Consider the following 23,144-nt stretch of genomic DNA (forward strand, 5'->3'; position numbering starts at 1 on the left):
AATTCCGGCAAAGGCGCGGCAGCGCTTTAGCTTCGGCGGCTGATCACCGGACCCTTGGCCGAGGCGAATTCGGCAATCACGGTTTCCCCGGCAATCGCCGTCTGGCCGAGCGAGACGCGTGGCGCCGCACCGGCGGGCAGGAACACGTCGAGCCGCGAGCCGAAACGGATCAGCCCGAAGCGTTCGCCGGCGTCCAGCGGCTCGTTGGTGTTTGCCCAGCAAAGGATACGCCGCGCCACGAGGCCCGCAATCTGCACGACGCCGATCTGTCCGTGCCGCGTTTCGATCACCAGTCCGTTGCGCTCGTTGTCCTCGCTCGCCTTGTCGAGTTCGGCGTTGACGAAGCTTCCGGAGCGGTAGTTGATGCTGACGATGCGCCCGCGCATCGGTGCCCGGTTCACATGGCAGTTGAAGACGTTCATGAAGACCGAGATGCGCAGCATCGGCTCGGAGCCGAGGTCGAGCTCTGCCGGCGGGGTCACCATCTGGATCGCCGAAACCTTGCCGTCGGCGGGAGAGATGACGAGATCGTCGTCCTGCGGGGTCACCCGCTCGGGATCACGGAAGAAATAGGCGCACCAGAGCGTGAAGATCATGCCGATCCAGAAGAGCGGCTTGAAGATCCAGCCCAGCACCAGCGAGGCCACGAAGAAGGCGGCGACGAAGGGGTAACCCTCCTTGTGCACGGGCACGATCGTGTTGCGAACCGTGTTGAACAGGCTCATGGCTGCCGGTCTCCTTGCGTTGTCATTTTTTGCTGGTTAGCGAAAAACCAGCTCCTGAGCAATGCTCCGGCCCTGGCCTCGGTTCCGCCGCCGCAGTTCTGAACAATAAAAGCCGGCGCCGCTATCGGTGTTCGCTTCAGCTTGCCGGGGCAAGCCGCGTGATGACGCCCATCTCGTCGCTTTCGCGCACCTGCTTCAGATGCTCCTCCGCCTGTGTCGCCTCGCGCTGGCGGTTCCACATCGAGGCATAGAGGCCGTTCCTTTCGAGGAGGGCGGCGTGCGTGCCGCGCTCGGCGATCTCACCGCTTTTGAGCACGATAATCTCGTCGGCGCCGATGACGGTCGAAAGCCGATGGGCGATGACCAAGGTCGTCCTATTCTTCGAAACCACGTCGAGAGCTGTCTGGATTTCTCGTTCCGTGGTGGTGTCGAGCGCTGAAGTTGCCTCGTCGAGGATCAGGATCGGTGGCGCCTTGAGGATGGTGCGGGCGATCGCCACACGCTGTTTCTCGCCGCCGGAAAGCTTGAGCCCGCGCTCGCCGACCTTGGTCTCGAAGCCTTCGGGCAGCGCCTCGATGAAATGGGCGATCTGCGCCACCTCGGCCGCTGCAAACACCTCGCCATCGCTCGCCGATGTGCGGCCGTAGCGGATATTGTAGGCGACCGTGTCGTTGAACAGCACGGTATCCTGCGGCACCATGCCGATCGCCGATCGCAGGCTTTGCTGCGTCACCGTGCGGATATCCTCGCCGTCGATGGTGATCGCGCCGCTCTGGATATCGTAGAAACGATAGAGCAGGCGCGACAGCGTCGATTTGCCGGCGCCCGACGGCCCGACGACGGCGACCGTCTTGCCGGCCGGCACATCGAAAGAAATGCCTTTCAGGATCGGACGGGCCGGATCGTAAGCGAAGTGCACATCCTTGAAGGAGATCGCGCCCTGGCGGATTCGAAGCTCGGCAGCGTCGGGGGCGTCCTTGACCTCGGCCTTCACCTCGAGCAAATCGAACATCTGCTCGATATCGGTCAGACCCTGCCGGATTTCCCGGTAGACGAAACCTATGAAATTGAGCGGCACGGAAAGCTGCAGCAGCATCGAATTGACGAAGACGAAATCGCCGACCGTCTGATCGCCGCGTTGCACCGCCAGCGCCGACAGCACCAGCATGATGGTCGTGCCGATGCCGAAAATGACGCCCTGGCCGAAGTTCAGCCAGCCGAGCGAGGTCCAGACATCGGTCGCCGCTTTCTCGTAGCGCTCCATCGACTTGTCGAAGCGTTTGGCCTCCATTTCCTCATTGCCGAAATATTTGACAGTTTCGAAATTGAGGAGAGAGTCGATCGCCTTGGTGTTGGCGTCGGTGTCGCTGTCATTCATCGAGCGGCGGATGGCGATGCGCCAGTCAGATGCACGGATCGTGAACCAGATATAGGCCCAGACGGTGAAGGCGGTGACCGCAAGATAGGAAAAGCCGTAGCCCCACCAGAAGATAACCGCCGTCAGCAGGAATTCGATCACTGTCGGAACGGAATTGAGGATCGTGAAGCGCACGATCGTCTCGATGCCCTTGGTGCCGCGCTCGATGATGCGTGACAGGCCGCCGGTCTTTCGCTCCAGATGGAAGCGCAGCGACAGCTCGTGCATGTGCACGAAGGTCTTGTAGGCGAGCTGGCGCACCGCATGTTGCCCGACGCTGGCAAAGAGCGCGTCGCGCAACTGGTTGAGGCCGAGCTGGATCAACCGGGTGACGTTATAGGCAATGACAAGGGCTACGGCGCCGGCAAGCAGCGGCGGTACCGTGCCGGCAAGGTCCATCCTGCCGTTCAGCGCATCGGTGGACCATTTGAAGAAATAGGGGACGAGCAGCAGGACGAACTTGGAAATCAGCAGATAGACCGACGCCCAGACGACCCGCATCTTGAGGTCGGTTCGCCCGGCCGGCCACATATAGGGCCAGAGGTTGAAAAGCGTCCGCAGCAGGTGGGATTCCGAGACTGTCTTGCCGTTTGCCATGCCGTGTCTCCAGTCCGGATGATTTTCTTCGATGTCCGGCAAGGCGGGGGCAGGGGCGCACCTGAAGCGCTTACCTGAATCCCAAACCGCCACCGGCAGATAGGGCGTCGGGCCGAGGAATACAACACGTGCGGGGGCCGGGAAAAGTGAGGCCGGGCGTTTCTCCTGCCCGGCTTCATCAACTCGCGTTGCGCTTAAGGAGCGGCCTTTCAGAGGTGCTGCTTGGAGAGCCGCTTGCGGTGCAGCTCCTCGGCGTTCGGCAGCGCGTCCTTCGGCAGGCCGAAAATCTGCCCGGGACGGATACGATCCGGGTCGATGATCTTGTCCTCGTTGGCGATGTAGATCGTCGTATAACGCACGCCGAGCCCATAGGTCCGGCGGGAGATCTGCCACAACGTATCGCCGCGGCGGATGATGACCGCCGCATTGTTTGCCGTCAGCGGTGCCTGCTCGATCGTCTTCGGCTGATTGCTCACAACATCGTTTGCGGCGGGCGCGGCCGGTGCGGGCGTGTCGGTCAATTCACCGATGATTGCACCCAGCCCGTCCAGCCCGGCGCCGACCGATTTTGCGTCCTTCGGCAGATCCTGCAGCAGTTTCAGCGCCTTGGCGGCGGTCTGCGAGGAGGCGCCTGAGGCTTGCTTGAAGCTGTCGGACGCATCCGCCGCCGGGCGGAAGTCTGCGACAGAGCGCAGCGCGAATTCCGTTGCTGAGCGCGCCGCCGCCAGCTGTTCGGCGCCGGGCAGCTGGCCATCGGCAAACAGCCCCTTCAAGAGCCCGAACGCCTTGCCGGCTTCGGCCTTGAGCTTGCCGAGTTCACCCTCGTCGAGCGGCACCATCGAGGCAGCACCATTTGCATCGGCGGGGCCGGCTTGAGCGGCAACCCGCACCTGGTCGCCCGCCGGGCGATTGAAGTTCACTGCGGCCCGCACGATCACCTTGCCCGCGGGATCGACGACGTCGACGCGAATCTTATGATCGCCGACCGAAAGCGCCGCGACGCCATCGATGACGAAATGGCCGTCAGGACCGGCCGTGTCCTGGCCGACAAGGCTGTCGTCGGCATAGCCGAGGACCTTGGCGTTGGCGCGCGCCGTGCCGGCAATGAAGATCTTGTTGCCCTCGATCTCGACGGCGTTGACCATCACATCGGGCGCGGTGGCCTCGTGGGTTTCGCCAGCACCTGGAACGGCCGGTGTCGCATCTGTGCCGGTGGCGGAGGCGTCGGGCAGACCAGGCGTCTGCAGCGCCAGCTCACCGGTTGGCGCTACTGTTGCGGCAGGCGCGTCGGCTGCAGCGGTCCCGCCAGTTGCCGGCTTGTCCGCAGCCGGCGCCAACGGATTGGAGGCGTCGGCGACTTCGGTGTCCCCTGTCGGCGCAGTGATGATGCGGCTCGCCGCGCCGGGCTTGGAGACCATGGCGAGCAGATTGGCGGCATTGCCGTCCTTCGGCACGGAAACGGTGGCGACTTCTTCGGAAAGCGCGGTCTTGCCATCCTTGTCCGTTACCTTGAGCACGAGCTGGTGGTCGCCGGCCGGAAGCGGATCGTCGAGGACGGCCGCGAAATCGCCGCTCGGACCGACGTTGGCCGTCGTCACCACCTTTTCGCCGTCGAGCACTTCGAGCTTGCCGTTCGGCTCGGCGGAGCCGGCGATGACGGTCGATCCATCAGGCTCGACACGCAGGACGTCGAAGGCCGGAAGTTTCGGGCCGGTATTTGCGGCCGCCGGGGTCGCGGCAGAGGCTGGTTCGGGCGCACCGGTCAGCGCAGCTTCGGCCCTGGAAATCGCGGCAGGCGCATCCGCCATATTTTCCGGCAGCGACTGCACGATGGCGAGCGCCTTGGCGCCGCCTTCCTTGGCCTTGGCGGCAATGGCTTGTGTTGCGGGATCGATGCCCTCGGGAACGGTGAAGCCGACAAGTGCGGTGAGCGCATTGACGGCCTTGGCCTTGGCGGCGGTGAAGACATCAATGGCCGGGCCTTTGCCGTCGGCAAACAGCGCCTTCAGCTCGCCGAGCGCCACGCCGGCATCGGCCGAGAGGCGTCTGACCTGATCGGCGACCCCAGTCGAGTCGGCCACGGCAGAGCGTGATGTCTTTGTCGCTTCGTTAACCGTGTTCTTGAGCTCCGTGCCCGCCTGGTTGATGGCGTCGCCGACTTTGGATGCATCGCTGCCGATGCGCGGCATGACGAAGAATACCATCAGTAGGATTGCGATTACGAGCACTGCAAGGGCCAGCAAGCCGGCACGGTTCTTCATCATTATGTCTCCCAAGGCGGCAATTTGCCGTAGTAACCGAAATTGCTAGCGATTTCCGATGCTTTTCACAAGCATTCAACGCAATTTCGCAAGCTCGGCAGGCTGCTTTTCAGTCAATTTTCTTGACTGCATTGAAATGGAATAGTTGTTTTGCCCTATGACCGAACAATCTGTATCGATTCGATCCATCTGCGTTTACTGCGGCTCAAGGCCGGGACGCGATCCTTCCCACATGGCGGCCGGGCGGGCTCTCGGAAGAGAGATCGCCGAATACGGCCTGCGCCTCGTCTATGGCGGAGGTACCAAAGGCATCATGGGCGCGGTTGCGAGCGGAGTGCTTTCAGGCGGCGGTCAGGTCACGGGCATCATCCCGGAATTCCTGATCGATATGGAAGCGACTCGCCATTCGCTCGGTCAGCTCAACGAACTTATTGTAACCCCTGACATGCACGCGCGCAAACATACGATGTTCGAGCGTTCCGATGCCTTCGTCGCGCTGCCCGGCGGCATCGGCACGCTGGAGGAGATCGTCGAGGTCATGACCTGGGCGCAGCTCGGCCGTCATGAAAAGCCGATGGTTTTTGCCAATATCAACGGCTTTTGGGATCCGATGATGGAGCTGATGCGTCATATGACCGACGAAGGCTTCCTGCACACCGCCCACCGGGTGCAGCCGCTCGTTGTCGACGATGTCGCCGGCATCATTCCGGCGATCATGGCCCAGGCAGCCCAGCTTGCCGCCGATCGCGACGGCGAGGACGAGGTGATCTCCAAAATGTAGGCAGGGCAGGAGCCTGGCACCGACCAGCCTCTCTCTATTCAGCTATAGGCGGAAACAAGCTCCGTCACCTGAGATCGCATCCATCGGTTGGCGGGATCATTGTCGCTTGCCGCCGACCAGACCATCGATATCGGGCTTACCGTTAGATCGAGGGGAACCTCGGTGATCGCCAAGCCGAACAGGCCCGCATACCGCTTCACGATTCTGGTCGGCAGAGTCGCGATCAGAGGCGCTTCGAGGACAGCGGTAAGCACGGTCAGGAATTCCGGCGCAGCCACCGACACGTCGAGTCGCACGCTGATCCGCTTCAAGGCTTCATCGATGCATCCTTCGATGGCGTCCTTCTGTGAAACCAGGGCATGCTTGAGCCCGACATAGCTGTCGCGGTCCAAAGTTTCGGGAAGATCGAGAAGCTTCGGATTGTAGCAACACATCAGCGATTGCTCGAACAGCAGGCTCCGCCGATGTCTGTTGTTGCCGTCATCATAGCAGCCGACGCCGAGGTCGATGATGTTGTCGTCCAGAAGCTTGTGAACAAGCTCGGGGTCGACCGCTCGCGCAAGCACTTTGATACCGGGGGCTATCTCGTTCAACACAGCGGCGAGACGCGGCACAAGCAGCACCTCAAGCTCACTGGAAAAGCCGATGCGAAATATCTGCTCGGCTTGTCCTGGCTCGAAGGACGCAGGCGTTACGATCGCCTGCTGGGTGCGGCTGAGTATCTGCTCCACCGCTTCGGCGAAACGCAGCGCCCGGTGGGTCGGCTGCATGACCTGGCCGACACGCACGAACAGCTCGTCCTGAAGCAATGTACGGAGAGTGCCGAGATTGTGGCTCATGGCAGGCTGCTGGATTTTTAGGCGAACAGCAGCTTTCGTAACGCTCCGCTCCTTCATGAGCGCGTCGAAGGCCACGAGCAGGTTGAGGTCGAAAGACCATAAATTGAAATGATCGATGGAGACAATTTCGTTCATCGATTTGATCGTTGCATGAATCTTCCCTACTGTCCATATGCATCAGACAGCGCTGTCCCCCGTTCCAACTCGAAAGGAAGTTCCATGAGCGATCTTGGAAAGGAATATCGTATTGCCGGCGCGACAGTGAGAAAAGTGCAGGAGCAGTATCTGCACAACGTCCCGCCCTCGTTTCTCTACCCGACTGCCGGATCTGAAGAGATCAAGGCTGTCGAGCCGCGGCTTTCCGCCGTCGATATGGAAGAGGGCCGCGATGCCCTTGTCGTGAGCATTCACAGCTGGCTTGTCATGACGCCCGACCACGTCATCCTCATCGACACGGGTTCGGGTAACGACAAGGAAAGACCGCGCAATCCCGCCTTCCATCAGCAGACCATTCCGTTTCTCGACAGGCTGCGTCAGGCGGGTGTAGAGCCCGAAGATGTCGACTTCGTCATAAATACCCATCTTCACGTTGATCATTCCGGCTGGAATACCGTGCTCGAGGACGGAAGATGGACCCCCACTTTCAAAAATGCGCGTTACGTCTTCCCGCGCGCCGAGCAGGAATATTACGCGTCGACGGCGAGCCACAACGACGTCAACATTCCGAGTGCCGGCGTCTATGAAGACAGCGTGCGGCCTGTGATTGAGGCGGGGCTTGCCGATGTCATCGACGGCGCAGGTGGTCCTTTCCTGGATCGATTTACCTTCCTGCCGACGCCTGGCCACAGCATCGGCCATATGTCCGTTCTGCTCGAAGCGGACAATCAAGCGGCAATCTTCGCGGGAGATGTCACGCACCATCCGATCCAGGTGGAGCGGCCCGACCTCAACACGGTCTTCTGCGAATTCCTGGATCAGGCTGCCCAGTCGAGACGCCGTGTCCTCGAACTGGCAGCCGATAATCGCGCCCTGTACTTCTCCACCCATTTCCCCGGTTCGTCTGCCGGATATGTCACCCGCGACGGCGAAAAATTCAGGTGGTCCTATGTCTAAGAACAATCTTGCATCTTCAGCTTTTGACCGCGGCGAGATCGTATTCGAGGAGCATTACATCGATAGCGGAACCGAAGGCATCAAGCTCTATCTCCGCAATAAGCGAAAGAAGGGGCACGAAGACTTTCTCGCGCAGAAAACAATCGTGATGGTGCATGGGGCGACCTTCTCGTCCGGAAGTCTCTACGACGTACCCTTCAACGGGATGTCCTTCATCGACTTCCTCGCTCATCGCGGCTTCGATGTCTTTGCGGTCGATGTCCGGGGCTATGGAAAATCAACCCGCCCGCCGGAAATGCAGGCGAACCCCGACCTCAACCTGCCGCTTGTCGCCACCGACACCGGCGTCGCCGATTTCGCAACGGCTGTCGATTTCGTTCTCCGGCTTCGCGGCCTGAGGGCCGTCAACGTCTTCGCAATGTCGTGGGGCGGTACCGTTGCCGGCGCATATGCTGCGCGCAACCCAGACAAGGTCGTCAAGCTGGCACTGCTCGCGCCGCAATGGCTGAGTGACGTTCCCATCCCCATCGATCAGGGTGGCGCCCTCGGCTCCTACAGGCTTGTTCCGGTCCATGCGGCCCTGGCGCGCTGGCTGGGCACCGCACCCGAATACGCGCGTGAACGTCTCGTGCCCGAGGGCTGGTTCGACCTCTGGGCCGAATTGACCCTCTCGGAGGAGACGTCGCAGGCCGACAGGGAGTTAGGCAGACTGCGAGCCACCAACGGGCCGATCCAGGACATCCGAACCTATTGGAGAGCTGGAAACCCCTATTATCGGCCGAGCGAGATTCGCGCGCCGGTGCTGCTGTTACACGGCGAATGGGACATCGATGTTCCGCTTGACCTGGCACGGGCCTATTTCGAGCAACTGACCGGCGCCTCCTACAGGCGATGGGTAGAAATCGGGGAGGCAACGCATCTCGCCCTCATGGAGTGCCACCGCATGCAGGCCTATTCCGAGATCGCCCACTTCTTCGATGAAGCATTCAAACCGGAATAGAGTCTGAACGACAGGGCTCCGGGAGCGCATCCGGAGCCCACTTCCTCCCTCAAGCCGGCCGCGTTCACGGCCATCAAACCAGTCGTTCCCATGACAATTCTGATCACCGCCATTTTGGATGCCGGACGAAGTGCCGTCGACATCGCAATATTCACCTTTCTGCCGCTCATGATCGTGACGTTTTCGCTGATGCGCTACCTCGAGGGAGTGAGTGCACTGCGATCGATCGCCGACAAGGCCAACCCGCTCTTCAGACTTTTCGGTCTGGACGCTTTCGGGGCCCTAGCAATCATCCAGCTCAGCCTCGTCAGTTCGGCTGCCCCGATCGCCGCCCTGTCGCTGATGGCGCACAAAAGAAGATCGGAGAAATTTATGGCCGCAGCCTTTGCCGCGGTGCTTGCGGCCGCGCCGGCGAATGCCAGTTTTCCGCTCGCAAGCCTCGGGGTCGATCCGGGTTTGATCATCGTAAACGGCATTTGCGGAGCGCTCGTTGCGTCCACTCTCGCCTGTTGGATCGTTGGACGCCGTTCCTTGCCCGGAAAGATCTGTTCCTGCGACAGGGCGGATGACCGCGACGTCGCAAGGCGCGATCTGCTGGCTGCGATCAATCGCGGCGGCGCGGATGCCATTGGCGTCATTTCTGCGATCCTGCCGATGCTCGTGATCTCACTTGCTCTGGTAAGGCTTACCGAGAGCACAGGCGCACTTTCGGCCGTCACGTCGGCTGCGCAGCCATTGCTTCAGCTGCTCGGCGCCTCGCAGCAGGATGTCCTGTTCATCCTCACAAAGTGTCTGGCAGGATCGAGCGCAGCGGTCACGCTGTTAATCGACGCCCACAAGCAACTGAGCCTTCCGCCTGAGAAAATCATTCACGGATCCGCATTTCTGCTAAACCCTCTCGACCTTCCCGGCCTCTCCATCCTTGTCGCTTCGGTGCCGGCGCTCCGCTCGGTCGCAGGCGTCGCCGTCTTCAGCGCATTGGCCGGAATCCTCGCCCGCACTGCGCTGCTATCCTGGCTTTGAGTCAAGGCGCTCGGGCGTGCGATGAGCGTAACGGCTACATCCTTCCGCGGCTTCCCTTCAGCATCGACCAGCTATAGAGGAACAGCCCCGCCCAGATCAGCGGGAAGGCGATCATCCGCGCCGTGCCGAGCGGCTCGCGAAAGGCGAAGACGGCGATCAGGAAGATCATCGTCGGCGCGATATACTGCATGATGCCGATCGTCGAGAGCTTCAGGAGCTTGGCGCCGTTGGCATAGATCATCAGCGGCACGGCGGTGATGACACCGCAGCCGAGAAGTAGGGTCGTATCGGCAAGGCCGGTACGGTAGAAATGGCCAAGTCCGTTGCCGTATTCGAGATAGAGGATGTAGACGAGAGCGGGGCCGCTGAGGATCAGAACCTCGAGGAAGAAGCCCTGATTGGGTCCGAGCGGCAGCGTCTTGCGCAGCAAGGCATAAAAACCCCAGCTGACCGCCAGCGTCAGCGCCACCCAGGGGATGCCACCACTGTCCAGGGCCAGAATGGCGACGGCAAGTGCCGCCAGCGCGATCGCTGCCATCTGCAGCGGCTGCAGCTTTTCCTTGAGCAGCACCGCACCGAGGAAAATGCTGAACAGCGGATTGATGAAATAGCCTAGTGCTGCATCAAGCGAATGGCCGGCGCCGATCGCCCAGACATAAGTGCCCCAGTTGACGGTGATCAGCGATGCGGTCAAGGCCCCCATCGCCAGCATGCGCGGCGAGCGCAATGCTGCGCGGATGTCCGCCGTGCGTCCGAGCACGACCAACACGATGCCGGCCAGCGGCAGCGACCAGACGATGCGATGGGCAATGACTTCGGCCGGCGGAATATGTGCGACAGCCTTCATGTAGAAGGGCAGGAAGCCCCAGAGCAGATAGGCGGTCAGTGCGAAAGCGAAACCGCGCGGACTATCTTCGTTCTTGGCCAGTGGAACGGTTGCATCGGTCGACATCGGGTGTTTCCATCTTTGTTCTTCTTCTGATCCGGCCTAGCTTAAGCGCCGTGAATAGGCCAATTCATTTCGTTGAACGAAGGCTGAGAGGATTTGAAGCGAAAACCCGAGCGGTAGACGAATCCCGGCGGCAGAGACTTATTCCGCCGCGATCTTCCCCGCCAGCTGCCGGTTCTTCATCAGCTTGTAGATGACGGAATCCATCAGCGCCTGGAACGAAGCGTCGATGATGTTCTCGGAGACGCCGACCGTCCACCAGCGCACACCGTCGCTGTCGGTGGATTCGATCAGCACGCGGGTGATTGCCGCCGTGCCGCCATTGAGGATGCGCACCTTGAAATCCGCGAGCACCAGATCGTCGATCTCGTGCTGGTACTTTCCGAAATCCTTGCGTAGCGCCAGGTCGAGCGCGTTGACCGGACCCTCGGCGTCGGCGACAGACATCAGCGTCTGGCCATCGATGGTGATCTTGACCACAGCCTCCGAGACGATCTTCACACGGCCAAGACTGTCGAAGCGGCGCTCGATCATCACGCGGAAGCCTTCGATGGTGAAAAATTCCGGGATCGTGCCGAGCGTGCGGTGCGCCAAAAGTTCGAAGCTCGCATCCGCGCCCTCATAGGCATAGCCGATCGATTCACGATCCTTGACGATCGAGATCAGGAGATCGAGCTTCGGATCGTCCTTGGCGACGATAATGCCGCGCCGCTTCAGCGCATTGATGAAGTTCGCCTTGCCACCCTGGTCCGAGACCATGACCTTGCGGAAATTGCCCACGCTTTCCGGCGGCACGTGTTCGTAGGTGCGAGGATCTTTCAGCAGAGCGGAAGCATGAATGCCGGCCTTGGTGGCGAAGGCAGAGGCGCCGACATAAGGCATCTGGTGATCCGGCGAGCGGTTGAGGAGCTCATCGAAGGCGTGCGAGAGCCGGGTGAGGTTGAGCAGCCTCTCCTCGTCGATCGCCGTTTCGAAACGGGTGTTGTAGGCGCTCTTCAGCGCCAGGGTCGGGATCAGCGTCACCAGATTCGCGTTGCCGCAGCGCTCGCCGATGCCGTTCAAGGTGCCCTGGATCTGCCGGACGCCGGCTTCAACGGCAGCAAGCGAATTAGCAACGGCCTGGCCGGTGTCGTTGTGAGCGTGAATGCCGAGACAGCGGCCGGGCACGCCGCCCGCGATCACCGCCTCGACAATGGCGCGCACCTCCGGCGGCTGCGTCCCTCCATTGGTGTCGCAGAGCACGACCCAGCGGGCACCGCTTTCATAAGCCGTCTTCGCGCAGGCGATCGCATAGGCCGGATTGGCCTTGAAGCCGTCGAAGAAATGTTCGCAGTCGACGATCGCCTCCTTGCCTGCGCCGACCGCCGCCTTGACGCTTTCGGCGATGGATTCGAGGTTTTCCTCGTTGGTGCAGCCGAGCGCCACGGCGACATGATAGTCCCAGCTCTTGGCGACGAAACAGATGGCGTCGCTTTTGGCCTGCAGCAGCCCGGCGATGCCGGGATCGTTCGAGACCGAAACGCCTGCCCGCTTCGTCATGCCGAAGGCGACGAAGGTTGCCTGACGGGTGCGCTTCTCGCTGAAGAAAGCGGTGTCCGTCGGGTTGGCGCCGGGATATCCGCCTTCGACGTAATCAAGGCCGAACTCGTCGAGCATGGCGGCGATCGCAATCTTATCCTCGACGGAAAAGTCGATCCCGGGCGTCTGCTGCCCGTCCCGGAGCGTCGTGTCGAAGAGATAGATGCGTTCTTTCATGTCGTTTCCTCCCGACGGGCGGGTGTTGTTGTACTGCGGATGCTGCCCCTCATCCGGCTGCCGCCACCTTCTCCCCATTCTGACGGGGAGAAGGGGAATGCCGCAGGGTATCGCGGGGTACGTCCCCTCTCCCCGCGAGCGGGGAAAGGGCTAGGGTGAGGGGCTGCCCCAAATGATCAGTCCGGCTTCCCGGCGAACTTATCCGTCGCCCGAATCAGCTGATCGAGAATTCCCGGCTCCGAATAGGCATGGCCCGCACCTTCGATCAGGTGGAACTCCGCCTTCGGCCAGGCCTTGTGAAGCAGCCAGGCATATTTGGCAGGGCAGGGCATGTCGTAGCGCCCATGCACGATCACGCCCGGGATATCCCTGAGCCTGCCGGCATCGCGGATCAGTTGTCCCTCGTCCATCCAGCCGGCATTGACGAAGAAATGGTTCAGATGCGGGCGAATGCATAAGCGAATTCCGGCTCTTCGAATTTGCCGCTGGTCGACGGTTCCGGCAGCAGCGTGATCGTTTCGCCTTCCCACATGCTCCAGGCCTGCGCGGCTTGAAGGCGCACGTTCCTGTTCTCGTGAGTCAGACGGCGATGATAGGCATGCATCATCTCATGCCGCTCTTCCGGGGGAATGGGAGCGACGAAACGCTCCCACTTGTCGGGGAACATTTCCGACACGCCGAACTGGTAGTACCAATCGAGCTCCGCCTTGGTCAGCGTGTAGATGCCGCGCAGGATGAGCTCGGACACGCGCTCGGGATGGGTCTCGGCATAGGCGAGCGCCAGCGTCGAGCCCCAGGAGCCGCCGAACACCTGCCATTTCTCGACGCCGGCCATTGCGCGCAGCCGCTCGATATCGGCGACGAGGTGCCAGGTCGTGTTGGCATTCAGCTCCGCATGCGGTGTCGACTTGCCGCAGCCTCGCTGGTCGAACAGCATGACGTCGTAGAGAGCGGGATCGAAAAGTCGGCGGTGGGAAGGCGAGATGCCGCCCCCCGGGCCGCCATGCAGGAAGACCGCGGGTTTGGCGCCGGGCGTTCCCGACCTTTCCCAGTAGATCACATGGCCGTCGCCGACATCGAGATGGCCGGAGGCATAGGCTTCAATTTCGGGATAGAGCGTGCGCAGGATCTCGGTCATATTCTCACGCCTTTTGCGGGCCAGGCCTGGGTGTCGTGGTCGGGATGCTGAAAGGAGATGATCGCCTCCTGTCGGGCATAGAAATCCGGGTCCTTGTGCGCGGGCGCATCGAAGATCGTCTCGACCCATGGCAGCCGGGCGTCATAATTCACCTGGATCTGCGGCGCGAGATCGCTGCGGTCGTCGAAGGTGCCGATCGCAAGCTCCAGCCCGCCTGGATGGCGATAGGTCATCGGCGTGCCGCAATTGCTGCAGAAGCCGCGGTCGATATTGACCGAGGATTGAAAGTAGCTCGGTTCGCCGCGCGTCCATTCCATCCCTTCCTCCGGTGTTGTGACGAGTGCGGAGAAGAAGCCGCCGAACTGTTTCTGGCACATGCGGCAATGGCAGATCGAGGGCCGTCCCAACTGGCCTGATATGCGGAAGCGCACGGCGCCGCACTGGCATCCGCCTGTTTTGATCTTATCCGTCATGGAATTCTCCGTGGCCAATGGGAAGTGTCGTGATCCGGGTGCTGATGATTGCTTGCGGCGATCGCGTTCTCGCGGTCGTGCGTATCTGGCTCGGCCTCCACCGGCAGCCCGTCGATGGCGTGGAACCAGGACATCTTGCGGCCAGTGTTGGATTGCATAACGGGCCTCACCGCATCGGGATCATCAAGCGAGCCGAGCGCGATGTTGATGAAATCCTCTTCGGGAATGTCGTAGAACAGCGGTGTGCCGCAATCGCCGCAGAAGCCGCGCCGCACGAGATCGGAGGAGCGGAACCACTTGGGATCGCCGCGCGTCAGTTCGAAATGCTCGCGCTTGGCCGCCGCAAGCGGCAGGAAATAATTGCCGGCCGCCTTCTGGCACATGCGGCAGTGGCAGATATGGGGATAACCGAGTTCGCCCAGAGCGCGATAACGAACCGCGCCGCACTGGCATCCGCCGGTCTGTCTCGCCGTTTCCATCAAGTGCGATCCTCCGGCGGCCAGACCGGCGTGTCGTGGTCGGGGTGCTGATAGGAAATCAGTTCGTGCAGGAAGGAGCCCGCCGTCAGATCCGCCTCGGTCCGTTCTCCCGGCAGTTCGTGCAGATGATCGACGAAGCCGATCTTGCCTTCCACACCCCACTGAACGGTCGGCGGCAGCTGCGACGGGTCGTCGAACGCGCCCGCCGCAATCGCCATCCCGTCCGGCGCTTCATAGGTCAGTGGCGTGCCGCAATCGCCGCAGAAACCACGCTCGACGAAGTTCGACGAGCGAAACCTTTTGCGCTCCCCCCGCGTCCATTCGAAATCGGCGCCGCGCACAGAGACCAGTGGCGCGTAATAGGCTCCGAACGCCTTCTGGCACATGCGGCAATGACAGATCGACGAATCCTTGAGTTCACCGATGACGTGGAAACGGATCGCGCCGCATTGGCACCCGCCGGTATAGGTCTTGGTCATAGACGATCTCTCCGCAACGATGCCGACAAGAAAAAGACGACCCCTTCCAACCCTCCCCACAAAGGGGAGGGCTCCCTCGTGGTTTCGCCTTTGTTTCCACCTCGAATGCTTGCAGTTGCGGTGAGATCATTTTGGAGCCGCGCGGCACCGTAGCCCTTCCCCCTTGTGGGGAGGGGTTGGGGAGGGGCCTTATCCCAATACAGCGCTCTCACCGCTTGACCTCCCACGTCGTCACCCGCTCGCCGGTCGCCACATCCTTACCGTCCTTCAGCTGGATGCCCTTTGCCGCAAGCTCGTCGCGAACCTTGTCTGCCTCGGCGAAGTTTTTCGCCCTCAGCATTTCAAGACGCATGGCGACCAGCGCATCGACCGCTGCTGCGAAGGCTTCATCGATTTCGACTTTCTTCGGCAGCACTCCGAGGAGCGCCGCACTTGCGGCGAAGACGGCATCGTTGCCGGATTGCGCCAGCGCGTGCAACGCCTGCACGGCGGCGACCGTATTCAGATCGTCGGCCAGCGCGTTCAGCACGCTGTCGTCCGGCGTTGCATCGCCGGCTTCCGTCGCCGGCCATTTGGCGAGCAGGCGTTCGGCCTCTTCCAGCCGCTTGATCGAGAAATCGATCGGCTCGCGGTAGTGCGTCATCAGCATGGCAAGGCGGAGCACCTCGCCCGGCCATTTGCGGCCGCCGAAGGTTTCCGTGTGGAGCAGATCGTGGATGGTGACGAAATTGCCCTCCGACTTCGACATCTTGCGGCCTTCGACCTGAACGAAGCCGTTGTGCATCCAGACATTCGCCATCACCTCGGTCCCGTGGGCGCAGCGCGACTGGGCGATCTCGTTTTCATGATGCGGGAAGATCAAATCCAGTCCGCCGCCGTGAATGTCGAAGACATCGCCGAGATAACGCCTGCTCATCGCGGAGCACTCGATATGCCAGCCCGGCCGGCCGCGGCCCCAGGGGCTCTCCCAGCCGGGCTCGTTATGACTCGAGAGCTTCCAGAGCACGAAATCGCCCGGATTCCTCTTGTGCGCATCGACGGCGACGCGGGCGCCGGCCTGCTGCTCGTCGAGCGGCCGCTTCGAAAGCTGGCCGTAATCGGCCATGGATTTGGTGTCGAACAGCACTTCGCCTGCCGCCACATAGGCATGCCCATTGCCGATCAGCTTGTCGATGATTTGGATCATCTCTGCGATATTATCGGTGGCACGCGGCTCGACATTCGGCTCCAGGCAGCCGAGTTCGGCGACATCGGCGTGAAACTGCGTCTCGGTCTTTTCAGTGACCGCGCGGATCGCATCGTTCAGCGGCAGGCCGGGATGATCTCTCAGCGCCCGCGCATTGATCTTGTCGTCGACGTCGGTGATGTTGCGGGCATAGGTGACGTGATCTTCGCCATAGACATGGCGCAGCAGCCGGAACAGCACGTCGAAGACGATGACCGGCCGGGCATTGCCGATATGGGCGAAATCATAGACCGTCGGGCCGCACACATACATGCGGACGTTCTCGGCATCGATCGGCTTGAAGATCGATTTCTCCCGCGTCAGCGTGTTGTACAGCTTCAGTTCCGGCGTGCGGCCCATTTCACTCTCCCAAATGCACGATCAGAAAAATATCGCGACCGGCAGGCCGGGGCGTTTCGCATCTTGACAATTGGGGAGACGAAAACGGCCAGGCCAGCGCGTGCGCTAGCGAATAATCTTTCCGCAGATAATGCAGATAACCGTTTTCATGCCGCGTTTTATGGCGCGGGAACGGCGTTTGGTCAAGAGGGGCAAGGAAGGATCGGCGGCAACCGAAGCGACTAATCCGGTGCGCTGCGTCCCCGGAGGCTCGTCTGCCATTTTCGTGGCGTAAATCGCGTGTAGCCGGTTCGGAAGCTGCTGAAAATGCGGGAGGAATGAGTGGGGAGCGTTGTTCGGTGGACAATCACTGCGGCTGCAATTCCGGTGGTCGCATCCGCCGCATATTTCGCATACGATTTCGGCATGCTTCGCTTCAACAATCCGACCTTATCGCGTTATCCGATTCAAGGCATCGATGTCAGCCATCACCAGGGCGACATCGATTGGAAGACGGTGGCCGCCCAGCCGAACGTGCGTTTCGCAATCATGAAGGCGACCGAAGGCGGCGATCACAAGGATTCCAGGTTCGCCGAGAACTGGCAACGTGCCGGAGATGCAGGGCTGGTGAGAGGCGCCTACCATTTCTTCACCTTCTGCCGCCCGGGCAAGGATCAGGCGCAGAATGTCCTGGCCACCGTGCCGAAGGCGCCGCGAACCCTGCCGATCGCCATCGATCTGGAATTTGTCGGTAATTGCAACAAGGTCCCGACGGTCGAGGAAATGGCAACGGAGGTCAATGCCTTCGTCACCGAACTGAAAGCGATCTTTCCGGAAAAGCCGATCTTCTACGTCACGCAGGAATTTTTCGATCAGTATCTGAAAGGCAACGAGGCTCGCTTCCCCGAGCATTACCTTTGGCTGCGAAGCGTGTTCAATGAGCCAACGCAGGTAGGCTGCAGTCGTTGGTCGGTCTGGCAATTTGCCGACAACGGCGCTGTGAACGGCATCCGAGGACCAGTGGACCTCAATGTCCTATGCCCAGCCGAAACAGGTTTCGCGCATCTGTTCCCGGCCATTGCCGCGAACTGAAACGTCCGTTTATTCCGGCAGGCGGTAATCGGCGAGCTTGTTGTCCCGTACGATGAACAGCTTGCCAGTCTCTGTCACACCGGGACCAACCAGTGGCAGGATCGCCTTCGCCACTTCGGAGGGGTGCGGCAGCGTCTGCGGATCTTCGCCGGGCACCGCCTGCGCCCTCATCGCCGTTCGGGTTGCGCCCGGATCGACGCTGGTGATGCGCAGCGGCGTCGATTGGCTCTCGCCGGCCCAGGTGCGCGCCAGCGCCTCGACGGCGGCCTTTGATGCGGAATAGGCGCCCCAGAAGGGACGGCATTTGTGGGCGGCGCCTGAAGACAGGATGACGGCGCGGCCGGCATCCGAGCGGGCGAGCAGCGGATCGACCGACCGGATCAGCCGCCATGTCGCCGTCACGTTGATGTTCATCACCTTCTCGAACACCTTCGCCTCGATATGGCCAATCGGCGAAATGACGCCGAGCACGCCGGCATTAGCAACGAGGATATCGAGCTTGCCCCAGCGCTCGAAGATCGAGCCGCCGAGTGCGTCGATCGCATTCATATCGGCAAGGTCGAAGGGCACGAGCGTCGCACTGCCGCCGACGGCTTTGATCGCATCGTCGAGATCCTCGAGTCCGCCGACCGTGCGTGCGCAGGCGATCACATGGGCGCCGGCCTTGGCAAGTTCAAGGGCTGTGAAGTAGCCGATGCCGCGCGACGCACCGGTGACGAGTGCGATCCTGCCCTCAAGATTGATGTTCATCTGTCCGGTTCCGGATTTGCTTGCAAAGGTGAGGGGCGCAATAGGCCCCTCGGAAGCGAAAGTCAAAGCGGCAGCGGCTCAGCCGTTGCTGGCAAGCATCGAAAGCTTGTTGCCCATGGACTCGCCGTTCTTGTCGAGCAGGCGGGTCGGATAGTCACCGGTGAAGTAGTGGTCGGTGAACTGCGGGCGGGCCGGATTGCGGTCCTCGCCGCCGACGGCGCGGTAAAGTCCGTTGATCGACAGGAAGGCAAGCGAATCCGCCCCGATATATTTGGCCATGGCTTCGACGTCGGCATATTGGTTGGCGAGCAGCTTGTCGGCGTCGGGGGTATCGATCCCGTAAAAATCCGGGAAGAAGATCATCGGGCTTGCGACGCGGATATGGACTTCACGCGCGCCGGCTTCGCGGATCATCTGCACGATCTTCAGCGACGTTGTGCCGCGCACGATGGAATCATCGACCAGCACGACGCGCTTGCCTTCGATCATCGCCCGGTTGGCGGAATGCTTCAGCTTGACTCCAAAGGCGCGGATCTGCTGCGTTGGCTCAATGAAGGTACGGCCGACATAGTGGTTGCGGATGATGCCGTATTCGAAGGGGATGCCGCTTTCCTGGGCATAGCCGAGAGCCGCGGGCGTGCCGCCATCCGGCACCGGCACGATCACATCCGCATCGACCGGCGCCTCCTTGGCGAGGTTCATGCCCATGTTCTTGCGCGTCGTATAGACGTTTCGGCCGCCGACGACCGAGTCCGGCCGGGCGAAATAGACATATTCGAACAGGCACAGGCGCTCCGGCTGCGGCTTGCCGGGCTTGCGGGCGTCGATGCTGATCGAGCCGTCCGGTTGGATTTCGCAGATGACGACTTCGCCGTTTTCGACATCGCGGATGAACTTGGCGCCGATGATGTCGAGCGCGCAGGTTTCCGAGCAGAAGATCGGTTTGCCGTCGAGTTCGCCCATGACAAGCGGGCGGATGCCGGTGGGATCGCGCGCGGCAATCAGTTTCGTGCGGGTCATGGCAAGCATCGAATAGCCGCCTTCCATCTGGCGGATGGCGTCGATGAAGCGGTCGGACGTGGAAGCATGGCGCGAGCGGGCAATGAGATGCAGGACGACTTCGGTATCGGAGGTCGACTGACAGATGGCGCCGATGGCGATGATCTGGCGGCGCAGCGTCAGGCCATTGGTGAAATTGCCGTTATGGGCGATGGCGATGCCGCCTTCCTCCAGTTCGGCAAACAGCGGCTGCACGTTGCGCATCGCCACTTCACCTGTCGTGGAATAGCGTGTGTGGCCGATCGCTATGCTGCCGGGCAGGCGGGCCAGCGTCACTGGATTGGTATAGTGGTCTCCCACCAGGCCCATATGGCGTTCCTGATAGAAGCGCTTGCCATCGAAGGAGACGATGCCGGCTGCCTCCTGTCCGCGGTGCTGCAGGGCGTGCAGCCCGAGAGCCGTGAGAGCTGCGGCATCGGGATGTCCCAGAATTCCGAAAACGCCGCATTCCTCATGCAGCGTATCTCCGTCGAGCGGATCGTCGATTGGGAAGGAATGGGACTGGTTCATTTCTGCGGGCCTCTGCTCTCACAAGAATGGATCGGCATTACCAATAGCACGATACCGGAAATCTCGCAGGTTTCCGATAGCTTCGTGCTGAACGACATCTGCTTTCAAAGCCTGTTCAGCGGGCTCTGAAACGGCTTAGGTCCGGCGGAGCTGGAATGCCCGGCCGGACCCTTATTTCACGTCCCGCTCAAATGGCAATTGCCGCGAGGCGAGTCAAGCTGCTGAACACTGTGTCAATTCGCCGGCTGCTGCGCGCCGCCTGCGGGTGCGTCGTCCGCCGGCGCTTGATCGGCCGCCGGCGGCGTGGCGCCTTCGCTGCCCTGTGCCGGCTGCATCTTATCACGGAAGCTTGCCTGTATCATCTGGGCAAACTGCTCCGGCAGCACCGCCTTCAGCTTCACGACCATCGAATCCAGAAAGGGCTTCGACTTGGCCTCGTTGACCCAGGCCGGCCGGTGGTCGACATCGACCAGCCAGTTCCAGAAGGCGACGGCGACGACCATCAGCAGCAGGCCGCGGGCCGCGCCGAACAGGAAGCCGAGGGTGCGGTCGAGAGCGCCGATGCGGCTGTCGATGATGAAATCGGCAATCTTCATGGTGATGAAGGAAATGACGATGAGCGCGATCAGGAAAACGACCGCCGCCGAACCGGCGATGGCGATGCGATCGTCATCGGTGTACTTCTTCGCATAGGGCAGCAGGTACGGATAGAGGTAGTAGGCGGCGGCGGCCGAACCGCCCCAGCTCGCGATCGAAAGGATCTCGCGCGAGAAACCGCGGACCATCGCCAGCACGGCGGAGAAGAGCACGACGCCGATGACAATACCGTCGAAAATCGTAATGGGCATGAAAATTCAACTCCAGGACTGCCGCTCGGCGGCCGTGTCGCGCCTTATCGTGTGCCTCCTATAACATTACCATTCCCGGCAATGAAAGGATCAAACCTCGTCTTCCACACGCAGCGCTCCCTTCGACCCGGCGATGCGCGCAACCAGATCCGGCAGGCTTTCGACCTCGCTCCATCGCCCGCCGGAACCCTTCGGCAGCTCGGCGGAGGCGGAAGGAAGCAGCGCTGCGGAAAAGCCCAGCTTCTCGGCTTCCTTGAGGCGCTGGGCGGTGTGCGCAACCGGCCGGATGGCGCCCGACAGGCTGACTTCGCCGAAATAGACGCAATCGGCGGGAAGGGCAATACCGGCGAGCGACGAAACCAGCGCCGAGGCGACGGCGAGATCGGCCGCCGGTTCGGAGATGCGGTAGCCGCCCGCGATGTTGAGATAGACGTCGTGCTGGCCGAGCCTGACGCCGCAATGGGCCTCCAGCACCGCCAGGATCATCGACAGCCGGGCTGAATCCCAGCCGACCACGGCGCGCCGCGGCGTGCCAAGCGATGTCGGCGCCACCAGCGCCTGCACTTCAACGAGCACCGGGCGGGTGCCCTCCATGCCCGCGAAGACGGCCGCGCCAGGTGATTTCTCATTGCGCTCGCCGAGGAAGAGTTCGGAGGGATTGGCGACCTCGCGTAGCCCTCTGTCGGACATTTCGAAGACGCCGATCTCGTCGGTCGGGCCGAAGCGGTTCTTGACCGTGCGCAGGATTCGGTAGTGATGGCCGCGGTCGCCTTCGAAATAAAGCACGGCATCGACCATGTGTTCGACGACGCGTGGCCCGGCGATCTGCCCGTCCTTGGTCACATGCCCGACGAGCACCATGGCCGCACCCGTCTGCTTGGCGAAGCGGATCATCGACTGCACGCCGGTGCGCACCTGCGTCACCGTTCCCGGCGCGGACTCCGCCAGTTCGCTCCACAGGGTCTGGATTGAATCGATGATGACGAGATCGGGGCGTTTACCCTCGGCAAGCGTTGCCAGAATATCCTCGACATTGGTTTCGGCCGCCAGCATCACGTCGGTATCGGCGGCGGCAAGCCGCTGCGCTCGCAGGCGGACCTGCGCCACTGCCTCCTCGCCGGAGACATAGATGATCTTATGGCCGCGCCGGGCAAGGGCGGCGGCGGCCTGCATCAGCAGCGTCGATTTGCCGATGCCGGGATCGCCGCCGATCAGAACCGCCGAGCCGCGCACGAAACCGCCGCCAAGCGCGCGGTCGAGTTCCGACAAGCCGGTATGGATGCGCGGCGCCTCCTCGATCTCACCCGACAGCGCCGTCAGAGCCACCGGCCGGCCCTTCTTCGGCGTCTTGCCGGGACCGGAGCCGATGCCGCCCATCGGGTCTTCCTCGACGATCGTATTCCACTCGCCGCAATTATCGCATTTGCCGGCCCAGCGGTTGTGAACCGCGCCGCAATTCTGGCAGATGAACTGTGTCCTCGCCTTCGCCATCAATCTTTTCTTTCAGTCGCGTTCCACAAATGAAGCCGTCGAAAGCTTCACCGAATCATTGCCGTGTCCGAGATAATGGCTATCGCAATGGATCAAAACTAATGATTTCCCCATCAGCCCTAGCGGTGCCTATGCTTTTCGCCTCTGATCATCAGGAACGGTGAAGATGTTCGACTACTCGCTCGCGCACTGGCTTGCATTTCTGTCGGCGGCGATTTTGCTCAACATCTCGCCAGGCCCGGACATCGCCTTCATCCTCGGCCATACGATGAGAGGCGGGAAACGCGCCGGTTTTTCCGCATTGTTCGGCGTCTGGTCAGGCGCCTGCCTGCACGTTCTGATGGCGGCACTGGGTCTTTCCGCCGTGCTCGCCGCCTCTGCCCTGGCGTTCTCTGCGGTCAAATGGCTCGGTGCTGCCTATCTCGTCTGGCTGGGCATTCAGGCTCTGCGCGGCGGCGACAACGGCCTGATGAACGCGACTGGTGAGGAAATGCCGGCGGCAAGGATCTATCGGCAAGGGATACTGGTGTCGCTGCTCAATCCGAAAGTGGCGATATTCTTCCTGGCATTCCTGCCGCAATTCGTCGTCGAGGGTGCAGGGCCGGCATGGGCGCAGCTGATGCTTCATGGCGGGCTCATCATCGCCGTCGCCGCCTTTATCGAGCCGCCGCTTGTATTTCTCGGAGGGCGCCTTGCCGATGCGCTAAGGCGTAATGCGAAAATCGGGCGATGGCTCGATCGCGGCCTGGGCGCGCTTTTCGTCGGGCTTGGTGTGCGCCTAGCCCTGAGCGGCCGGTGATA

At 61.7% G+C, this 23,144-nt stretch carries 20 protein-coding genes and 1 pseudogene; 6 read left to right on the top strand and 15 right to left on the bottom strand.

Features of this window, described 5'->3' with window-relative positions; translation table 11 throughout:
- Positions 1-26: 26 nt before the first annotated feature.
- The 3 genes from NXC14_RS07365 to NXC14_RS07375 all read right to left on the bottom strand — a co-directional run bounded on the left by NXC14_RS07365 (position 27) and on the right by NXC14_RS07375 (position 5,003).
- Complete coding sequence (locus NXC14_RS07365) at positions 27-725, bottom strand: phosphatidylserine decarboxylase (RefSeq protein WP_020920887.1); 699 nt, start codon at positions 723-725, stop codon at positions 27-29.
- Between the two features lie 136 nt (positions 726-861).
- Positions 862-2,739: an ABC transporter ATP-binding protein/permease gene (locus NXC14_RS07370; protein ID WP_085777611.1), complete on the bottom strand. Its 1,878-nt coding sequence runs from the start codon at positions 2,737-2,739 to the stop codon at positions 862-864.
- 209 nt (positions 2,740-2,948) lie between these two features.
- Complete coding sequence (locus NXC14_RS07375; protein ID WP_085777612.1) at positions 2,949-5,003, bottom strand: LysM peptidoglycan-binding domain-containing protein; 2,055 nt, start codon at positions 5,001-5,003, stop codon at positions 2,949-2,951.
- Positions 5,004-5,157: 154 nt separating this feature from the next.
- On the opposite strand from NXC14_RS07375, the gene NXC14_RS07380 reads away from it, so the two are divergent.
- Positions 5,158-5,781, top strand: coding sequence for a TIGR00730 family Rossman fold protein (locus tag NXC14_RS07380; protein ID WP_085777613.1), 624 nt, complete (start codon positions 5,158-5,160; stop codon positions 5,779-5,781).
- A 38-nt stretch (positions 5,782-5,819) separates the two neighbouring features.
- On the opposite strand, the gene NXC14_RS07385 is transcribed toward NXC14_RS07380, so the two are convergent.
- Entirely contained in the window at positions 5,820-6,755 is a 936-nt protein-coding gene (locus tag NXC14_RS07385) for a LysR family transcriptional regulator (protein ID WP_085777614.1), read from the bottom strand.
- An 84-nt stretch (positions 6,756-6,839) separates the two neighbouring features.
- Here NXC14_RS07385 and NXC14_RS07390 point away from each other — a divergent pair, with 84 nt between their 5' ends.
- The 3 genes from NXC14_RS07390 to NXC14_RS07400 all read left to right on the top strand — a co-directional run bounded on the left by NXC14_RS07390 (position 6,840) and on the right by NXC14_RS07400 (position 9,756).
- Positions 6,840-7,733, top strand: a complete 894-nt coding sequence (locus NXC14_RS07390) for an MBL fold metallo-hydrolase (RefSeq protein WP_085777615.1) — start codon at positions 6,840-6,842, stop codon at positions 7,731-7,733.
- Positions 7,726-8,733, top strand: coding sequence for an alpha/beta fold hydrolase (locus tag NXC14_RS07395; RefSeq protein WP_085777616.1), 1,008 nt, complete (start codon positions 7,726-7,728; stop codon positions 8,731-8,733). The genes NXC14_RS07390 and NXC14_RS07395 overlap by 8 nt, the downstream gene beginning before the upstream one ends.
- Positions 8,734-8,823: 90 nt before the next feature.
- Positions 8,824-9,756, top strand: a complete 933-nt coding sequence (locus tag NXC14_RS07400) for a hypothetical protein (RefSeq protein ID WP_085777617.1) — start codon at positions 8,824-8,826, stop codon at positions 9,754-9,756.
- Between the two features lie 34 nt (positions 9,757-9,790).
- Here the strand turns inward: NXC14_RS07400 and rarD are convergent, their stop codons facing one another.
- From rarD to cysS, 7 genes and pseudogenes are all read right to left on the bottom strand, one after another.
- Complete coding sequence (gene rarD / locus NXC14_RS07405) at positions 9,791-10,708, bottom strand: EamA family transporter RarD (RefSeq protein WP_085777618.1); 918 nt, start codon at positions 10,706-10,708, stop codon at positions 9,791-9,793.
- A 138-nt stretch (positions 10,709-10,846) separates the two neighbouring features.
- The gene (gene cimA, locus NXC14_RS07410) at positions 10,847-12,460 is read right to left on the bottom strand and encodes a citramalate synthase (protein ID WP_085777619.1); all 1,614 of its coding nucleotides are present in this window, start codon (positions 12,458-12,460) and stop codon (positions 10,847-10,849) included.
- Positions 12,461-12,636: 176 nt separating this feature from the next.
- Positions 12,637-13,598, bottom strand: a pseudogene (gene pip / locus NXC14_RS07415) (prolyl aminopeptidase).
- Positions 13,595-14,071, bottom strand: a complete 477-nt coding sequence (locus NXC14_RS07420; protein WP_085777620.1) for a GFA family protein — start codon at positions 14,069-14,071, stop codon at positions 13,595-13,597. The pseudogene pip and the gene NXC14_RS07420 overlap by 4 nt, the downstream one beginning before the upstream one ends.
- A complete protein-coding gene (locus NXC14_RS07425; RefSeq protein ID WP_085777621.1) occupies positions 14,068-14,550 on the bottom strand; it encodes a GFA family protein in 483 nt (160 codons plus the stop codon). The genes NXC14_RS07420 and NXC14_RS07425 overlap by 4 nt, the downstream gene beginning before the upstream one ends.
- Positions 14,550-15,029 (bottom strand): GFA family protein, encoded by a 480-nt coding sequence (locus NXC14_RS07430; RefSeq protein WP_085777622.1) that lies wholly within the window; start codon positions 15,027-15,029, stop codon positions 14,550-14,552. The genes NXC14_RS07425 and NXC14_RS07430 overlap by 1 nt, the downstream gene beginning before the upstream one ends.
- A gap of 208 nt (positions 15,030-15,237) precedes the next feature.
- Positions 15,238-16,614: a cysteine--tRNA ligase gene (cysS, locus tag NXC14_RS07440; protein WP_085777624.1), complete on the bottom strand. Its 1,377-nt coding sequence runs from the start codon at positions 16,612-16,614 to the stop codon at positions 15,238-15,240.
- A gap of 321 nt (positions 16,615-16,935) precedes the next feature.
- Here cysS and NXC14_RS07445 point away from each other — a divergent pair, with 321 nt between their 5' ends.
- Positions 16,936-17,685: a GH25 family lysozyme gene (locus NXC14_RS07445; RefSeq protein ID WP_085777625.1), complete on the top strand. Its 750-nt coding sequence runs from the start codon at positions 16,936-16,938 to the stop codon at positions 17,683-17,685.
- A gap of 9 nt (positions 17,686-17,694) precedes the next feature.
- Here NXC14_RS07445 and NXC14_RS07450 read toward each other — a convergent pair whose 3' ends face one another.
- The 4 genes from NXC14_RS07450 to radA form a co-directional block, all read right to left on the bottom strand.
- Entirely contained in the window at positions 17,695-18,435 is a 741-nt protein-coding gene (locus NXC14_RS07450; protein ID WP_085777626.1) for an SDR family NAD(P)-dependent oxidoreductase, read from the bottom strand.
- A 78-nt stretch (positions 18,436-18,513) separates the two neighbouring features.
- On the bottom strand, positions 18,514-20,004 hold the full coding sequence (gene purF / locus NXC14_RS07455; protein ID WP_085777627.1) for an amidophosphoribosyltransferase: 1,491 nt from the start codon (positions 20,002-20,004) through the stop codon (positions 18,514-18,516).
- 233 nt (positions 20,005-20,237) lie between these two features.
- Positions 20,238-20,852, bottom strand: coding sequence for a CvpA family protein (locus tag NXC14_RS07460; RefSeq protein WP_085777628.1), 615 nt, complete (start codon positions 20,850-20,852; stop codon positions 20,238-20,240).
- Positions 20,853-20,942: 90 nt separating this feature from the next.
- Positions 20,943-22,343: a DNA repair protein RadA gene (gene radA / locus NXC14_RS07465; RefSeq protein WP_085777629.1), complete on the bottom strand. Its 1,401-nt coding sequence runs from the start codon at positions 22,341-22,343 to the stop codon at positions 20,943-20,945.
- Positions 22,344-22,509: 166 nt separating this feature from the next.
- On the opposite strand from radA, the gene NXC14_RS07470 reads away from it, so the two are divergent.
- Entirely contained in the window at positions 22,510-23,142 is a 633-nt protein-coding gene (locus NXC14_RS07470) for a LysE family translocator (RefSeq protein ID WP_085777630.1), read from the top strand.
- The last annotated feature ends 2 nt before the right edge of the window (positions 23,143-23,144 follow it).

Source organism: Rhizobium sp. NXC14 (genome assembly GCF_002117485.1).
Classification (GTDB): domain Bacteria; phylum Pseudomonadota; class Alphaproteobacteria; order Rhizobiales; family Rhizobiaceae; genus Rhizobium.